This window comes from gamma proteobacterium symbiont of Axiagastus rosmarus, assembly GCF_059730925.1.
Window position 1 is genome coordinate 426,712 of the sequence record NZ_AP035926.1, and the last position, 16,543, is coordinate 443,254.

A 16,543-nucleotide genomic window follows, 5' to 3' on the forward strand; every position below is an offset into this window, starting at 1 on the left:
TTTAAGCTTATTCAAAATAAGAAATTCCCTAGACGAAATGCGGAGCAGTGCGATACAGCAGAAAAAAATCACTCTGCCGCTCACATTTTTAAAATAGCACTTGGCATTCCAGTTATGAGCCGCTATGGTTGCTACATAACCAGATACACAGCCTGCTCATTTTTTGCATTTTTATACCTTGGTTACTTATATCCTCTCGCACACCGCATATTTTTCGCCTGCACGCAGCCTGCGTGCAGCGGGCCACGCTTTAATAAAAACTATTTAAAATCACAGATAATCAGACTGACTGAGCACCGCCATTCCGCACCGGGAAATAGCTATCAAAAAGATGCGTTTATTCATCTGCCGTCCTTTCAGGGTAAGGAGGAAATAACCGTCTGCGCAGCACTTATTCGGTCGGAAAAATTCTGACCTGGTCGGAATACAATTATCGGAGTGCAGAAATGTCCAGATTACCTTTTAGCAAGTCACTATTAGCGTCCATGCTATCTGTGGCCTGCTGTTCCTGGAGCGCCCATGCGGCTCCTCAATCCCCGACGCCCTCTACCGCGCCCGAGCAAAATTCGGGCAAGCCTAACATCGTGGTGATTTTTGGCGATGACATTGGCTACTGGAACATCAGTTCCTATAACCAGGGCACCATGGGATACAAAACGCCCAACATCGACAGTATTGCCGCCGAGGGCGCCAAATTCACCTCGTATTACGCCGAGCAAAGCTCCACCGCCGGACGCTCGTCGTTTATCACCGGGCAGATGCCTTTCCGCACCGGCATGAGTAAAGTCGGTATGCCAGGTGCGCCGCAGGGCCTGCAGAAAGAAGATCCGACCATTGCCTCAATCCTGAAACAGCTCGGCTATGCCACCGGTCAGTTTGGTAAAAACCATCTGGGCGATCGCAATGAATTCCTGCCTACCGCACACGGTTTCGACGAGTTCTTTGGCAATCTGTATCACCTGAACGCCGAAGAAGAACCGGAGAACCCGGACTATCCGAAAGATCCTGAGTACCGTAAACAGTTCGGTCCGCGCGGCGTCATTAAAGCCAGCGCGGATGGCAAGGTTGAAGATACCGGGCCACTGAACGTGAAACGTATGGGCACGGTGGATGAAGAGTTCCTCGCCGCCAACAACGATTTCATGGAGCGTCAGGTCAAAGCGGGCAAACCGTTTTTTACCTGGTTCAACACCACGCGCATGCACAACAAAACGCACATTAAACCGCAGGATCAGGGCGTGACCGGCCTCGGCGACTACGCGGACGGCATGGTTGAGCACGATAAAATGATCGGCGAGGTGCTGAAGAAAATTAAAGACCTGGGTATCGAAGATAACACCATCGTGATTTACACCACCGACAACGGTCCGATGATCGCCACCTGGCCTGATTCCGGCATGACGCCATTCCGCGGCGAGAAAAATACCGGCTGGGAGGGCGGGTTCCGCGTCCCAGCGATGATCAAATGGCCGGGACACATTAAGCCTGGCACGATGATCAACGATATTTTCGGCAGCAATGACTGGTTCCCGACGCTGGTTGCCGCAGCGGGCGTGCCGGATATCAAACAGCAGCTGCTGAAAGGCTATAAGACCAGCGCCATGACCTACAAAGTGCATCTGGACGGTTACAACCAGCTGGATTTCCTGCAGGGCAAAGGGCCCGATCAGCGTAATGAGTTCTTCTACTGGAGCGATGACGGCGATCTGTTAGCGATGCGCTACGGTCGCTGGAAAGCCCATTTCATGATTCAGGAACACACCGGCCTCGACCTGTGGAAATATCCGTTCGTTAAACTGCGCACGCCACTGATCTTCGATCTGGAGATCGACCCGCTGGAGCGCGGTGACAGCGGTATGGATTACAACCACTGGTTCTATGACCGTCTGTTCCTGCTGGGTGGCGCGCAGAAATATGCCGCAGAAATGCTGCAAAGCTTTAAAGAGTTCCCGCCTCGTCAGAAACCCGGTTCCTTCACCGTTTCGGATGTGCAGAAACTGATTGACGAAGGCAGCCCGGCCACTAACTGAGTTAAGACTCACAGCCGGGCACGCCGTGCCCGGTATTCGGAGGCATTGATGAAATACAGCACCACACTGCCGGTTCGCCCGTTGCCCTCGGCGGAAAAATACAACGGCATCGGCCCGGCGTATAAACGCCGCTTTCACGTGATGGCCAAGCCCACCGGCTCGCGCTGCAATATCGACTGCAACTACTGTTTTTACCTGCATAAAGAGCAACTGCTGCAGCAGGATCATCACAGCGGCATGTCTGATGAGGTGCTGGAAAACTATATTCGCCAGTACATTGATAGTCAGGATGGCGATCAGGTGGTGTTCTCCTGGCAAGGCGGTGAACCGACGCTGATGGGGTTGCCGTGGTTCGAAAAGGTGGTGGCGCTGCAGCAAAAGTATCAGAAGCCAGGACAACGCATCGAGAATGATCTGCAAACCAATGGCATCCTGCTGAACGATAGCTGGGCGCGCTTTCTGAAGCAGCATCACTTTCTGGTCGGGCTGTCGATTGATGGCCCGCGCGAGTTGCACGATCGCTATCGCGTAACACGCAGCGGTAAACCGACTTTCGACAAAGTGATGGCGGGTGTGGCGGCGCTGCAACGCCACGGCGTGCCGTTCAACGCGCTGGTCACGGTCAACCGGACCAATGCACGCTTTCCGCTGCAGGTGTACCGCTTTCTCACGCGCGAACTGGGCGCGACCTATCTGCAATTCAATCCCTGCGTCGAGCCGGTCGATTTTACCCAAACCGCGCCGCAGTTCTGGCGCGATGACAGCATCCCGGTGAGCGGTTCCCGCCGCGCGCGGCCGGGCGATCTCGACTCGGTGGTGACCGACTGGTCGGTCGATCCCGATGACTGGGGACGCTTTCTCATCGCCGTGTTTGAAGAGTGGGTCAACAATGATTTAGGCCGCGTACAGGTTAACCTGTTTGAAACGGCAGTGGCGCAAACCCTGGGCCTGCCGGGCCAGATCTGCGTGACCTCAGAGTTCTGCGGCAAGGGCCTCGCCATTGAAAAAAACGGTGATATCTATGCCTGCGATCACTACGTCTATCCGGAGTATCAGTTGGGCAATATTGCCAACACTAAACTGGCGCACCTGGCGTTTTCCGAACGGCAAAAAGCGTTTGGCCTCGGGAAACGCGACACCCTGCCCGCCGTCTGCAAACGCTGTCCTTACCTCAAATTATGCTGGGGCGAATGCCCGAAAAACCGCATCGTGCGCAGCGCAGAGGGTGAACCCGGCCTTAACTATCTCTGTCCCGGCATCAAAGCGTTTTTTTCCTATGCTCAGCCGATCCTGGTAGGTATCGCCACGCTGCTTGAGCGGGAAAAACAGGGAGTGACGCAATGACCCTGCGGCAACGGTTTCTCGACCTGGAAGCGAGCATGAACCAGCAGGTGCTGGGTCAGCCAGAGCTGGTGCGCATGCTGATTATCGCGCTGCTGTGCGACGGCCACGTTCTGCTGGAAGGACTGCCCGGACTGGCCAAAACCCGTTCGGTGCGTGAGCTGGCGCGCCACATTGAAGGCGACTTCAGCCGTATTCAGTTCACACCGGATCTGCTGCCCTCGGATATCACCGGCAGCGAAATTTATCAGCAACACGCCACGCGTGAAGAGGAGCAGTTTCGTTTCCGGCCAGGCCCGGTGTTCGGCAACCTGATTCTGGCCGATGAGATCAACCGCGCCTCGGCACGCGTGCAGTCGGCGCTGCTGGAAGCCATGGAGGAGCGTCATGTCACGGTGGCGGGCAACAGCTGGCCGCTGCCCGGCGTATTTATGGTGCTGGCGACGCAAAACCCGGTTGATCAGGAAGGCACCTGGCCTCTGCCGGAAGCGCAGCTGGATCGCTTCCTGATGAAAGTGCTGGTGCACTATCCCTCGAAAGAGAATGAACAGCGCGTGATGCAGCTGGTGCGCGCCGAACAGCAGGCAAAATATCGCGAACAGGACACCCCTGCCGTCAGCGCCGCTGCGCCGCCGCCGGTGAAAATCAGCCAGGTGGATATGGGTCGCTGCTGGCAGGCCATCTCCGACATTTACGTCGCGCCCACGGTGGAAGATTACATCGTCTCGCTGGTGGAAATGACGCGCCAGCCGCAGCAGGTCAGCGACACCTTTGCCAGTTATGTGGCGCTGGGTATCAGCCCGCGCGGCACGCTGGCACTGGACCGCGCCGGGCGCGCGCAGGCGTGGCTCGAAGGGCGTGATGCGGTGTTGCCGGACGATATTCAGCGCATTGCCCCGGCCGTGCTGCGGCATCGTCTGCTGCTGAGTTATCAGGCCAGCGCCGACCAGGTGACCGCCGATGACGTGGTACGCATGCTGCTGGATGCGGTGGTCGCATGACGGATACCGCACTGGCCGTCACCCTGCCCGGCCTGCTGGCGCTGGCGGGTGCAGCGCAGCAGCTGCGCAATCCGCCGGCTCAGCTGCCACCCGGCGCGATGGCCGGCGAGCGCGTGTCGCGTCAGCAGGGACGCGGACTCAATTTTGACAGCCTGCGCCGCTATCAGCCGGGCGATGATGTGCGGCTGATCGACTGGCAGGCCACCGCGCGTCTGCGCACACCCTGGGTGCGGTTGTACAACGAAGAGCGCGAGCGGCCGGTATTTCTGCTGGTTGATCAGCGCCTGGATATGTATTTCGCCACACGCGGGCAGACTAAATCGGTTGCCGCCGCCCATCTGGCAGCGCTGCTGGCGTGGCGTAGCTGGCACGATGGCGATCGCCTTGGGGCCGCCGTGTTCAGCGATGATTCCCTGAGGTTGCAGCGCTGCCGCTCGCCGAAACTCGCCCTGGCGCCGTGCCTGAACGACCTGCATCAAATGAATAATCAGCTGCCGGCGCGCTATCCGCAGGAGCCTGCCAGCAGTCTGCCACTCCATCAGGTGCTGCAACGTATCCGGGCGCAGGTGCCTGCCGGAAGCTGGCTGGCACTGATCAGCGATTTCCACGATCTTGACGCTCAGAGTGACGCGCTGCTGGCGGCGCTGGCGCGCCGGTGTGATATCACCGCCTTTGTGCTGCTCGACGATCTGCATCTGCGGCTTCCGCATCAGGGCTATCTCGCCGCGCATTACCAGCATCAGCACGTTACGCTGCCGCTTTCGCCCGCGTTGCGTCAGCAGATTAGCGAGCGGGTCACCGCCCGGCTGGCACAGCAGCAGACGCGACTGCTGCGGCTCGGCATCCGCGTGCAGCACATTGTGGTGAGTGAACCGTTATTGCGTCAGTTAACGCAGGGAGACGAGCATGCTGGAAAAAGGCTTTAGCGTTCCGCAACTGCTGCATCCTGACCTGCCGCCCGCGGTATCCTGGCTGCCGCTTCCTGCGGGCTGGTGGTGGCTGGCAGGCGCGTTAGCGGCCCTGCTTGTGCTGCTGGCGCTGTGGCGCACAGCGCGCTGGCGGCGCAACCGCTGGCGGCGTGAAGCGCGTCAGGTTTTACGTCACGACAACAGCATTGATAGCTGGCTGCGGCTGATTAAGCGGGTGCGGCTGGTGCACCAGCAGCGTGCTCAGGTGAGTGAACTGAGCCTCAGCCAGTTACTGCAGGAGCTACCGCTGGATGCTGCGACCTATCAGCGGCTGCTTGACGGTTACTGCCAGCCGGACAATAGCCTGTCGCCTGATGAAATGCAGCGCCTGCGCAGCCAGCTGCGGCGCTGGCTGGAGGCACTGCCCGATGTCTGAACTGCTTACCCGCTTCGATTTTGCCTGGCCGTGGATCTGGCTCCTGCTGCCGCTGCCGCTGCTGACGCGCTTTCTGCTACCGCCACGCCAGCCGGTCAGCGAAGAGGTGCGCGTGCCGTTCCTGCCGGAACTGGTGAGGGAGTTGCGTCTGGAGAATGCCCCTCCGGTCAGCCGCTGGCCTCAAACGCTGCTGTTCTGGCTGGTGTGGCTGCTGTTACTGGCCGCGCTGGCGCGCCCTGAGCTGCTGTTGCCACCGCAGCTACAGCATAAGCCGATGCGCAATGTGGTGCTGGTGCTGGATGTTTCCGGTTCGATGGCGAAAAACGACGCCGGCGCGGGCACCACTCGCCTGCAGGCGGTGCAGCGCTCGGTGCACAATTTTGTGCTGCAGCGAACCCGCGATCGTATCGGGCTGGTGATTTTTGCCAGTCAGGCGTGGCCGTTTGCGCCGATCAGCGCCGATAAGCAGGCACTGCTGGCGCGCATAAACCAGCTGGCACCCGGCATGGTGGGCCAGCAAACCGCCATCGGCGATGCGCTGGGGGTGGCGGTCAAACTGCTGGACAGCAGCCTGGAACAGGACGCCAGCCGCATGGTGATTTTACTTACCGACGGCAACGATACCGCTTCACAGCTGCCGCCCGCCCTCGCTGCGCAGCTGGCAGCAGAGCATCAGGTGCAGGTTGATACCATCGCCTTTGGCGATCTTAATGCCAGCGGCGAGGACAAAGTCGATAGCGCGCTGATGCAGGATATTGCCCGCATCACAGGCGGTAGCGCCTTTCAGGCGGCTACCTCAGGCAGCGCCCTGCAACGTGTCTGGCAAACCATTGACGCCCAAACGCCCGCGCAGGTGGCGACGCTCGGTCTGTCGTTTACGCGCCCGCTGTTTGCCTGGCCGCTCGGCGCGGCGCTGGCGCTGTTAACCGCGGCGTTGTTGCTGGCGCGCCTGCGGGAGCGTGCAGCATGAATGGCTTTCATTTTATGCACCCGTGGTGGCTGTCCGGGCTGCTGGTTTGTCTGGCACTGGCGTGGCTATTGCGCGCGCCGCGCAGCGCCTGGCAGCGCATTATGACAGCGCCGTTTCACGCCCTGATTACCGGTAAGCGACTGCAGCGGCTGTCACCCGTACCGTGGCTGCTGGCGCTCGGCGTGCTGGCGCTGGCAGGGCCGTCATGGCAGAAGGCGTTGCCGGGCGGCGTTACGCCGCAAAGTAACGTGATGGTGATTCTGCAACAGGATCTCAGCATGCTGGCGCAGGATCTCCCGCCCGACCGGCATCAGCGCATGCAGCATAAGATCGCTCAGCTGATGCAGCAGATGCCGGGTAGCCACTTTGGCCTGGTGGTGTATCGCGGCGGTGCCTGGCTGACCACGCCGCTGACCAACGATCCGGCCTTTTACTCGCTGTTCTTGCAGGCGCAGCAGCCAACGTTACTGCCGGACGGTCAGGGCAATGGCCTGGCGGCCGCTCTCAGGCTGGCCGATGATAATCTGCCGGACACGCCGCGCAGCATTGTGCTGGTGACCGATACGTTGCGCCAGGAAGATGCCCGGTTGCTCAGCCAGACCTCGCTGCCGCTGCAGCTGTGGGTGCCCGGCACTGCGCCAGGCGGCCCCTTGCCGCCCGCTTTCGCCAGTCAGGCTATTGATACCCGCCTCAACGTGGCGCGCTTCCAGCAGCTACGCGCTAACGGCGTGGCGGTTACGCTCGCCACCCCCGATGACAGCGATCTGCCTGCCATCAGGCGCCATATTCAGCAAAGCCTCAGCGCCCAGCAAAACAGTCGCGGGGATCTGCCGTGGCACAACAGCGGCTACTGGCTGATTGCGCCGATGTTGTTGCTGCTGCTGTGGTGGCGTCGTCAGATATTGATCGTGCTGATTGTGTTGCCGCTCAGTGGGATAACGCCGCCGGCGGCCGCCGCGCTGCTGGATGCGTTTATCCCGCCCGACCTGCAAGGGCAACATGCCTTTCAACGGCAGGATTACGCGCGCGCGGCGCAGCACTATGTCGATCCGCTGCGCCGCGGCATTGCGCTCTACTATGCCGGTGATTTTTCTGCCGCCAGCGGCGCTTTTCGTCAGGCGCCTGTGACGCCTGAATCGCTGTTGTGGCTGGGCAACAGCCTGGCGCAGCAGAAACAGTGGCAGCAGGCGCTGCAGCATTACGATCAGGCGCTGAGCCTGCGTCCCGACTGGCGAATGGCACAGCAAAATCGCGCCAGCATCGCGCGCATTGTGATGCAGCTTCGTCAGCAGGAGCGCGATCGCCAGGCGGCACAGGGAAAAGAGCAGGATTACGATCCTGACGGCAGCAAAAAAGACCTGCACAAACAGCAGGTCATGCAGCCTGCAGGTCACGCGGCACCGCAGGTCAGTCAGTGGTACGACAATCTCAGCCTGTCGCCCGGTGGCCTGCTGGAAAATCTCTATCGTCAGGAGTCACCATGAGAACGCTGCTTATTTGCCTGTTGCTGCTGACCGGGCCCGCGCGCGCCGCGATGGACATCACGCGCGAGCTGGTGGGCGATGACCGTTTGGTGCCGGGTCAGCCGCTGCGTGCCGCGGTAACCTACTGGACCGATAGCTGGTTTAACCCGCCGCCACAGTGGCCTGACTTCCCGGTCAGCAACGGCACGCTGTTGCCGGCGGCCATTCCCAATCAGCTGGTATCGCGTCAGCGTGACGGTGTCAGCTGGAGCGGCATCCGCATGGAGCGCCAGCTGATGGCCTGGGATCAGGGCAAACTGCAGCTGCCGGCGCTGGACATCACCCTGCAATCCGCGGGCCAGCCGCCGCAGACCGTTACGCTGCCAGCGCTGGAAAAAAATGTGCGCTGGCCGCCGGGTGTGCAGCAGCCGGATCGCTTCCTGCCCGCCGCCACGCTTCATCTGCAGGAAAAAGTGACGCTGTATCGTGCCGCGCAGGGCGACGCGCTGCACGCAGGCGACGTGGTGGAACGTCAGATTACGCTGCAGGCCAGTGGTGTGGTCTCCGGACAGATTCCACCGGTGCTGATCGATTTGCCCGGTGCCAGTACCCAACTGCTGACGCCCGAGGTTAGCGTCCTGACCAGCGGACGCGGTGAAATCACTGGCAGCCAGCGACGCGAGCGGCTGCGCTATCTGCCGGACAGCGCCGGCAGCCTGACGCTGCCGCCGGTGCAGCTGCGCTGGTGGGATACCCGACAACAGACATGGCAGCTCGCCACGCTGCCCGCCCATCACTATGACATTCTGCCTGCGCGCACGGCCGGCAGCGAACAGGTGCTGCGTGCCGGGCCTGAACGCCCCTGGTGGCAGTGGCTGCTGCTCGCCGCAACCGTGGTTCTCCTCGTCGCGGTGCTGTGGGCTGGCCGCCGTTTACTGCGTCAGGCGCTGATGTTTGCCGGCCATGCGTGGAGCCGCCTGTGGCGTATTCATGCGCTGCCCGATCTCGTTCCACATCACAGGAGTCGCCGATGAAAACTGTTTCTATACTGGCGGGCCTCACGCTGTGCCTCGCTAGCGTCAGTCAGGCTGACGATCTCTCCGCCTGGCGTGACGGTGCGGCAAAGCGTGCCATTACACAGTGGGTGGATGACACCACCCGCGCCGGCAGCGCTGACTTTATTCCTCTTAACCAGCGCTACGTGGTGTTCGATAATGACGGCACGCTATGGCCGGAAGCACCGCTCACCTTTCAGCTGCAGTTTGCGCTCGATGAAGTGAAACGGCTGGCGCCGCAGCATCCGCAGTGGCAGCAGGATGCGCTGGTACAGGCGGTGCTCAGCAACAACACGGCCGCTATTGCCGCCAGCGGGAAAAAGGGGCTGATGCATTTGCTGACGCTGACCCACAGCGGTATCACCACCGATGAGTTTGCACAACACGTGCAGAACTGGGTGGCGACGCAGCGGGATACGCGTTTTGGCTGCCGCTACGATCGCATGGGCTATCTGCCGATGCGCCAGCTGCTGGATTATCTGCGCGCTCACGGTTTCCGCACCTGGATTATCTCCGGCGGCGGCATCGATTTTATGCGCGTGCTGGCGGAACAGATGTACGGCATTCCACCTGAGCAGGTGGTTGGCTCGTTTTCCCTTGCGGAATTTTCACTCAGCGACAACGGCACGCAGTTGCGGAAAACCATGAATGGTGCATTTTATGATGATGAAGCCGCAAAACCGGTGGCCATCCATCTGTTCATGGGTCATCGGCCGGTAGCAGCGTTCGGCAACAGCGACGGCGATGTGCCGATGCTGCAATACACCTCGGGCAACCCTGCCGCCAGCACCTTCGGCCTGCTGGTGCATCACACCGATGCACAGCGGGAATACGCCTACGATGCGCATCCGCCGGCCAGCGGCAAACTGGTTTACGGTCTCAGGCTGGCCGCGCACTATGGCTGGACCGTTGTCGATATGAAACAGGACTGGCGCACGGTGTTCGATCCCACCCAGTGCCCGGCCGCCGTTTCCGTTCATCAAGGAGAAGCAAAATGAAAACATTAACTTTCACTGCCATGATCGCCCTGCTCACCCTGAGTGCCACGTCTGCGCTGGCGGTATCGCCGTATGAGAATCTGGCGCTGGCGCTGCGGCAGCAGACCATGATCAACGATCTGCGCACTCACTGCTGCGTGCCGGTCTCAATCGCCGACGAAAAAATCAAGCAGACCTTTCTGGCGGATAAGAGCAATCACAACGCGCTGTTGCAGGCTGCTGATGCGCTGAAGATGGGCAAGCATCAGCATTATCAGCAGCTGATGTCGCAGATAACCTGCCCGGATTTTAGCTGATCGTCGCTGACAGGAAACGCCAGACGCCATCGTGGTCAGCGCGGAACAGGCCAGCGGCGTGGCGCTAAGGTTTCAGGCGTGATCTACGGTTTGAGCTGCGCCCGCGCGGTGTAAAAACGACGGTAGGACAGATACGCCGCGATGATGGTCGACAGGCTGGCGGTGGCAATCAGCATAAACGTCACCATAATCTGGTACTTGATGGCCTTTACCGGATCGATCCCGGCGAAAATCAACCCGGACATCATGCCTGGCAGACTCACCAGCCCCACCGTTTTCGCGCCGTCAACGGTGGGGATCATCGCGGCACGAATACTGTCACGCATCGGCCCGGCGGATGCGCGTTTGATTGGTGCCCCCAGGCTGAGCATCTCCATGATTTTTTGCTGGTTGTCGCTAAAGCGCTGATTGAGATTGGTGAAACACAGCCCGACCGCCACCATGGCGTTACCGGCAATCATGCCGGAAATTGGGATCACCTGCATGGGAACAAAGGCAATGGCGCCGCTCAGCAGCAGCACCGTTAGCGTCAGTGCCGTACCGCTGGTAATCGCCACCAGCGCGATGATAAAACCATGATCGATCCGCCGGCTGCGTTTGCGCGCGTTCAGCGCTGCATTGACGCAGATAAACAGCACCATCAGCAGCGTCAGCCAGTCATTATTGACATCGAAAATTGACTTCAGCACGTAACCGACGATCACCAGCTGGATAATGGCGCGTGTGACACTCCACAGAATGTCTTTGCTCATCCCCAGCTTCTCTTTCTGGCTAATCAGCAGCGCCACCAGCACCAGCATGAGTGAAAGCAGCAGCGAGCTGTCGCTGATATTATGCTGACTCATGCTGTTCTCCCGCTGCGGGTGGGGTGAGCCGCAGAATACGCTCAGCGGCATCGATCTCTTGTACGTCATGACTGATACGGATCACCGCCAGCCCTTTTTCCGCCACCAGCGCGGCAATCAGCTGGTTAACCCGTTGTTTATTAGACTCGTCCAGTGCGCTGGTCACTTCGTCCAGCAACAATATCTGTGGCAGAAATTGCAGATTGCGCAGCAAAGCCACCCGCTGCTTTTCACCGCCAGAGAGTCCGGCAACGTTTTCGTCCAGCAGGTCGCCGGATAAATGGAGACTGCGCAACGCCGCCACCAGCTGCTCGCGCGACGGTTGTTGCTGACGCAGCTGCCACGGCAGCGCCAGGTTATCGTACACCGTGTCACCAAACAGTTGCGGTGTCTGAAAACAGTAGGAGACCTGCTGGCGATAGTGTTCGACTTTCAGCGAGTGAATATCCCGCTGCTGAAACAGGATCTGGCCGCTATCGGGCTCCAGCAGTGAGGCAATAATTTTCAGCAACGTGCTTTTGCCGCTGCCGGACGGGCCGATGAGCAACAGCGTTTCACCTGCGTACAGCTGCAGTGATACCGGCGCCAGCAAGGTGCGCCCCTGCACGGCCAGCGTGACGTCTTGTACCGCCAGCAAAGGAGAATCAGCAGACATAAAAGGCATCCGTGAGAAATTGTCGGCAGATTATAGACAGCTGCACAAGGCAGGGGAATGCGTCACGATGCGGAGAGCGGCAGCCGTTTAACCGCCGTGGCTTTACAACGCGGTAGAAATCCGCATGCTGGTGACATTCAGGACCACTTTCTTCATTACTATGACCGCCACCAAAACCGGATTTCTCTGCGCGAGCGTGCTGCTGCTGAGCGCGCTGACGCTGCTGTCGTTGCACTGGAGCGCGTTTCAGGCATGGGCGCTGCAAAGTCAGATTCAGCTGCACCGGCTGCTGGTTACCCATTTACTGCAAATCAATAGCGGCCAGTACAGTGCCGGACTGTGGCTGCTGGCTGTGACCTTCATTTACGGCATTCTGCACGCGGTGGGTCCCGGGCACGGTAAATTTATCGTTACCACCTGGCTGACCACCCATCAACCCCCGCGCGGCGTGGCGCTGAGCGTGCCGCTGCTGGGCAGCATGGTGCAGGGCCTGAGCGCGATTGCCTTTGTCTTTATCCTCGCGGTTGGTTTTAACCTGACGACCGGCGATCTCAGCCTGAGCCGCTGGTATCTGGAGAAAGCCAGCGCTGTGTTCATTGCCGGGTTAGGCGTGATGCTGCTGCTGCAAGCCTGGCGCAGGCCGCCAGCGGAGCATCATCATGATCATTGCGGCCACGCGCATGGCGTCGCGGCTGGGCACGGCAGGGACTGGAAAAGCTGGGCGGGTATTATTATTGCCACCGGCGTGCGGCCGTGCAGCGGTGCGCTGACGGTGCTGCTGTTCGCCAGCGTCATCGGCATTACGCGCTGGGGCATGCTGGCGGTGATGAGTATGGCGCTCGGTACCGGCATGGCGCTGGTGGCGCTGGCACTGTTTGTGCAGCATTACCGTCAGCGCGCCGGGCAGCTATGGCTGGCAGAGCGCTCGCCGCAGGCGGCATCGCTGCTGAGAGCGGTACGGATCGCCGGTGGGATATTGCTGGTGATGTTTGCGCTGGTGCTGTTTTTTACCGTGGTGCCGGTGAGTGCCAACGGGGATTATATTGCGGCGGGATGCTGAGGTGCATGGTTTGGGGTGGGTGCGGTTTTCCCCTCACCCTAACCCTCTCCCGCACGCGGGAGAGGGAATGTCAGGTGCGGCCTGTTCCCAGGGAGAGGGAACGTCAGGTGCCGCTTTGGGCTCTGGCTTAATGATCAGAAACGGTATTTCGCGGACAGCATAAAATTGCGCGGTTCGCCGTAGACGATGCCGGTGCTGTCGACGTTTTCGTCGTACTCTTTGTCGAACAGGTTATTCAGGTTGGCCTGCAGGCTGAGGTTTTTGGTCACGTCGTAGCGCGCGAACAGATCCACCAGCGCATAGCTGCCCTGACGGGTGCGCCAGGTGCCATTGCCATCCGGGCCACTGATATCCGCGTAAGTTCTCGCCTGCCAGTTCACACCGCCACCCAGCGTCAGCTGGTCCAGCATCGGCAGGCGATAGCTGGTGAACAGGTTGAACGACGTGCGCGGCAGCTGTGAATTGTAGCGATCGCCGTTGGCGTCTTCCGCCACATACGAAGTCCCGCCAAAGGTCATCTGCCAGTTATCGGTCAGCGCCCCATTCACCTCAAACTCGACGCCACGACTTACCACGCCCTTCTTCGCCACGTAAATGGTATTACCGGTCTGCGCATTGGTCTGTCCGGTGCTCTGACCCACGTTATCCAGTTCGGTGCGGAAGATCGATACCGAGGTGGTCAGACGGCTGTTGAACCAGTCAGATTTCACGCCAGCTTCGTAGTTTTTGCCAATCACCGGCGAGAGATAAGCGCCTGACGCATCCTGATAATCCTGCGGCTGGAACACCGAAGTGTAGCTGGCGTAGGCAGACCAGTTATCGTAGAAGTCCCAAATCACCCCACCGTACGGCGTGATGTTGTTTTTCTCCATCTCTGCCGTCAGCGTCTGGCGGTTCCAGTTGGTGTAGCGCGCCCCGACAATCAGGTGCAGCGGATCGGCCAGATTGATGCGCGTCGCAAGATACGCTGACTTCTGCCGCACCAGCTGGGTGTCGGCCGCAGGTTCACGCGGATTCCAATCGGTTTCAGGGAAATCGCCGTTAAACTGGTTGAAGTTACCCAGCTCGGCTGACGAAATGTTGGCCCAGGCGCTGTAATATTTGTTGTCCTGACGGCTGTAGTTCACCCCGACCATCAGCTCATGCTGGCGGCCCAGCAGTTCATAAGGACCGCTGGCGAAGGCATCGACCGCATCCACTTTACGTTTGCCGGTGTTGTAGCCGGTTCCGCCCACCACCGGATAGCCGGCATAGCCAGAGACGCCTGCGCCAGTGGTTTTGTCGAAGTAACCGTCGAGATACAGCTGCTTGCTGTCGAGGAACATCTCGTTATGCGTGCCGTTAAGGGTGATGTTCCAGCCGTTATCGAAATTCTGCTGCAGGTTAACAAAGACCTTTTTATTTTCTTTGTTGTTGTAAGCCCATTCTGGCGCGGTGTTATAGCCGCGACGCGAGTGGATCTGCGTGCCATCGGTGTACCAACGCGGCGCGCCGCCCCACATCGGTGAATCGGTATTTACCTGGCTGAATTCATAACCAACAGACAGTCTGGTGGCGTCCGTCACATCAGCGTCGACCACGCCGTAAATAAACTTCTTATCGGCACCGTAACGTTCAATGAAGCTGTTTTTGTCTTCATAACCGGCCACCAGGCGACCGCGCACGTTGCCTTCCGCTGACAGCGGTGCAGAAAGATCGGCGACGTAACGCTGCTTATTCCAGCTGCCATAGCCAGCTTCAAGGCTACCGGTAAACTCTTTGCTGTCGGCATGTTTACGCACCATGTTGATGGCAGCGGAAGGATTGCCCGGTCCGGTCAGCAGGCCCGTTGCGCCACGCACCACTTCGACGCGCTCGTACAGCGCGGTATCGGTCTGCGCATCACCGAGGTTCCAGCGCTGGGCAAACGCGGTCGGAATGCCGTCGGTCATGTAATTATCGATCAGGAAACCGCGCGAATAGTAATTGATGCGGTCCATATCGGCGGCCACACCGTGGATGCCGGTGGTGTTGCTCAGTACGTCGTTCAGCGACTGCAGCTGTTGATCCTGCATGCGCTGCTTGCTGATGATGGTGACCGACTGGGGAATATCACGTGCGGTCAGCGCCATTTTGGTGCCGGCCCGCGTCACCGGTACGCTGTAATCCGCTGCGGCCTGCGCCTGCTGCGCTTCTGCGCTGGCGCTGGCATCAACGGTCAGGGTGGCCTCACTGTTTTGCGTATCGGCCGCCTGCGCGACACCCGAGGCAACCAGCACTGCCAGCAGTGACAGGCGCAGCGCGCGCTGCGGCGCAAGACCTGCGTTCCGGACGCGCATCTCTTTGCAAGACATAATATTCCTCAATCGGCTTATCGTTATTTTGTGGTGAGCATGTGGTTAAGAAAGCAAATGAGAAATATACGCATTAAGATTAACATTGCAAGAAATTGTTACTGCCTTTCTGACGCCTTTACACTGAGAAAAAATCTTATGCTTCAGGGAGTAACGGCCCTGAGGCTGCTTTACAGGAAACTATCACGCCTGAAATCATCCTTAATCTCAGTCAACCGGTGCGTGACCTACGGCCTCCCCGCCTGAACGGCTGTCCCTGCATCCTGATCTGGCATCTGAACACCACGCATTTACCAGCTTCGTACCCGGTCACCGCCATTGATTTATAATTACGCTGCCGATAGGAAAGGTGTTTATAAAATTTCCTTTTCTGCGCTAAGGTTGACCAGTTACGCTTTTAATCCCTGCAGCAATCGCTGCGTTGTTTATATGACGCCATTTATTAAGCTGTAAATCGCCGTGACGTATATTGCGTGAGATGCCGCGATGTTAAATGAACGGCTTGACGTAGGTGGCGAGTAATATTAAATCAGCCGCTAACATGTTTATGCGTAATCAATGAAGAGACAAAAATCTTTACGCCCAATCAAAAACTGTACAGGTCGGGGCATATTTCCGGACAAATCTGTCGGCGGGTGAATATTTCCATTTGAATAAAATTGCCGTAGAATGCACGCTTTCAAATCAGTGGTATCAGTAATAAGGGTTTATACATGAGCGATGCACTCAAGGCATTGAACAATCTTCGTACGCTGCGTGCTGAAGCACGTAATATTGAGGTTGCGGTATTAAACGAAATGCTGGAGAAGTTTGCCGTGGTGGTCGCCGAACGCCGCGAAGAGACGGCTGCAGAGAGTGCTGCACAGCGCGAAAAAGAAGAGAAGCTGGCGTTATATAAAGAGATGCTGCGCAAAGACGGCATTACAATTAATGAACTGGCGCAATTAAACCAGGGTGAAACGAAGAGCAAAGCAAAACGTGCACCGCGTCCGGCGAAGTATAAATTTACCGACGAACAGGGTAATGAGAAATTCTGGACCGGTCAGGGTCGTACTCCCTCGCCGATAAAGTCAGCGATTGACGCTGGCGGTTCGCTGGATGATTTTCTGATTTAATCCAGTCGCAGGAAATCGGGGCGGAACCGGCTAATTG

At 58.8% G+C, this 16,543-nt stretch carries 15 protein-coding genes; 12 read left to right on the top strand and 3 right to left on the bottom strand.

The genetic code is table 11. The annotated features are described in order from the left end of the window. Positions 1-446 precede the first annotated feature (446 nt). From AC6I8F_RS21300 to AC6I8F_RS21345, 10 genes are read left to right on the top strand one after another with little or no spacing between them, the layout of a single operon-like run. Entirely contained in the window at positions 447-2,030 is a 1,584-nt protein-coding gene (locus AC6I8F_RS21300; protein ID WP_127834936.1) for an arylsulfatase, read from the top strand. A 48-nt stretch (positions 2,031-2,078) separates the two neighbouring features. Beyond that, positions 2,079-3,374 carry an anaerobic sulfatase maturase gene (locus AC6I8F_RS21305; RefSeq protein ID WP_166710413.1) on the top strand — a complete coding sequence of 432 codons (1,296 nt, stop codon included), beginning with the start codon at positions 2,079-2,081 and terminating at the stop codon, positions 3,372-3,374. Next, positions 3,371-4,372 carry an AAA family ATPase gene (locus tag AC6I8F_RS21310; RefSeq protein ID WP_498028838.1) on the top strand — a complete coding sequence of 334 codons (1,002 nt, stop codon included), beginning with the start codon at positions 3,371-3,373 and terminating at the stop codon, positions 4,370-4,372. Before AC6I8F_RS21305 ends, AC6I8F_RS21310 begins: the two co-directional genes overlap by 4 nt. Next, positions 4,369-5,298 (top strand): DUF58 domain-containing protein, encoded by a 930-nt coding sequence (locus AC6I8F_RS21315; protein ID WP_159377678.1) that lies wholly within the window; start codon positions 4,369-4,371, stop codon positions 5,296-5,298. The genes AC6I8F_RS21310 and AC6I8F_RS21315 overlap by 4 nt, the downstream gene beginning before the upstream one ends. Then, positions 5,279-5,716 carry a DUF4381 family protein gene (locus tag AC6I8F_RS21320; protein ID WP_498028839.1) on the top strand — a complete coding sequence of 146 codons (438 nt, stop codon included), beginning with the start codon at positions 5,279-5,281 and terminating at the stop codon, positions 5,714-5,716. The genes AC6I8F_RS21315 and AC6I8F_RS21320 overlap by 20 nt, the downstream gene beginning before the upstream one ends. After that, a complete protein-coding gene (locus tag AC6I8F_RS21325; protein WP_498028840.1) occupies positions 5,709-6,686 on the top strand; it encodes a VWA domain-containing protein in 978 nt (325 codons plus the stop codon). The genes AC6I8F_RS21320 and AC6I8F_RS21325 overlap by 8 nt, the downstream gene beginning before the upstream one ends. Continuing rightward, the gene (locus tag AC6I8F_RS21330) at positions 6,683-8,170 is read left to right on the top strand and encodes a VWA domain-containing protein (protein ID WP_498028841.1); all 1,488 of its coding nucleotides are present in this window, start codon (positions 6,683-6,685) and stop codon (positions 8,168-8,170) included. Before AC6I8F_RS21325 ends, AC6I8F_RS21330 begins: the two co-directional genes overlap by 4 nt. Further along, positions 8,167-9,183 carry an oxygen tolerance domain protein gene (locus tag AC6I8F_RS21335; RefSeq protein ID WP_498028842.1) on the top strand — a complete coding sequence of 339 codons (1,017 nt, stop codon included), beginning with the start codon at positions 8,167-8,169 and terminating at the stop codon, positions 9,181-9,183. The genes AC6I8F_RS21330 and AC6I8F_RS21335 overlap by 4 nt, the downstream gene beginning before the upstream one ends. Next, positions 9,180-10,202: an HAD family hydrolase gene (locus tag AC6I8F_RS21340; RefSeq protein WP_498028843.1), complete on the top strand. Its 1,023-nt coding sequence runs from the start codon at positions 9,180-9,182 to the stop codon at positions 10,200-10,202. Before AC6I8F_RS21335 ends, AC6I8F_RS21340 begins: the two co-directional genes overlap by 4 nt. After that, entirely contained in the window at positions 10,199-10,498 is a 300-nt protein-coding gene (locus AC6I8F_RS21345) for a YicS family protein (protein ID WP_498028844.1), read from the top strand. Before AC6I8F_RS21340 ends, AC6I8F_RS21345 begins: the two co-directional genes overlap by 4 nt. Positions 10,499-10,581: 83 nt before the next feature. Here the strand turns inward: AC6I8F_RS21345 and fetB are convergent, their stop codons facing one another. Together fetB and fetA are read right to left on the bottom strand one after the other, a co-directional pair. Beyond that, complete coding sequence (gene fetB / locus AC6I8F_RS21350) at positions 10,582-11,343, bottom strand: iron efflux ABC transporter permease subunit FetB (RefSeq protein ID WP_498028845.1); 762 nt, start codon at positions 11,341-11,343, stop codon at positions 10,582-10,584. Beyond that, positions 11,330-11,998 carry an iron efflux ABC transporter ATP-binding subunit FetA gene (gene fetA / locus AC6I8F_RS21355; protein WP_498028846.1) on the bottom strand — a complete coding sequence of 223 codons (669 nt, stop codon included), beginning with the start codon at positions 11,996-11,998 and terminating at the stop codon, positions 11,330-11,332. Before fetA ends, fetB begins: the two co-directional genes overlap by 14 nt. A gap of 160 nt (positions 11,999-12,158) precedes the next feature. Between fetA and AC6I8F_RS21360 the strand changes: the two genes are divergently transcribed. Then, positions 12,159-13,058, top strand: coding sequence for a nickel/cobalt transporter (locus AC6I8F_RS21360; RefSeq protein ID WP_498029021.1), 900 nt, complete (start codon positions 12,159-12,161; stop codon positions 13,056-13,058). 134 nt (positions 13,059-13,192) lie between these two features. Here AC6I8F_RS21360 and fhuE read toward each other — a convergent pair whose 3' ends face one another. Then, a complete protein-coding gene (gene fhuE / locus AC6I8F_RS21365; protein ID WP_498028847.1) occupies positions 13,193-15,391 on the bottom strand; it encodes a ferric-rhodotorulic acid/ferric-coprogen receptor FhuE in 2,199 nt (732 codons plus the stop codon). Positions 15,392-16,104: 713 nt separating this feature from the next. On the opposite strand from fhuE, the gene AC6I8F_RS21370 reads away from it, so the two are divergent. Then, positions 16,105-16,506: an H-NS family histone-like protein gene (locus AC6I8F_RS21370; RefSeq protein ID WP_021509031.1), complete on the top strand. Its 402-nt coding sequence runs from the start codon at positions 16,105-16,107 to the stop codon at positions 16,504-16,506. Positions 16,507-16,543 lie beyond the last annotated feature (37 nt).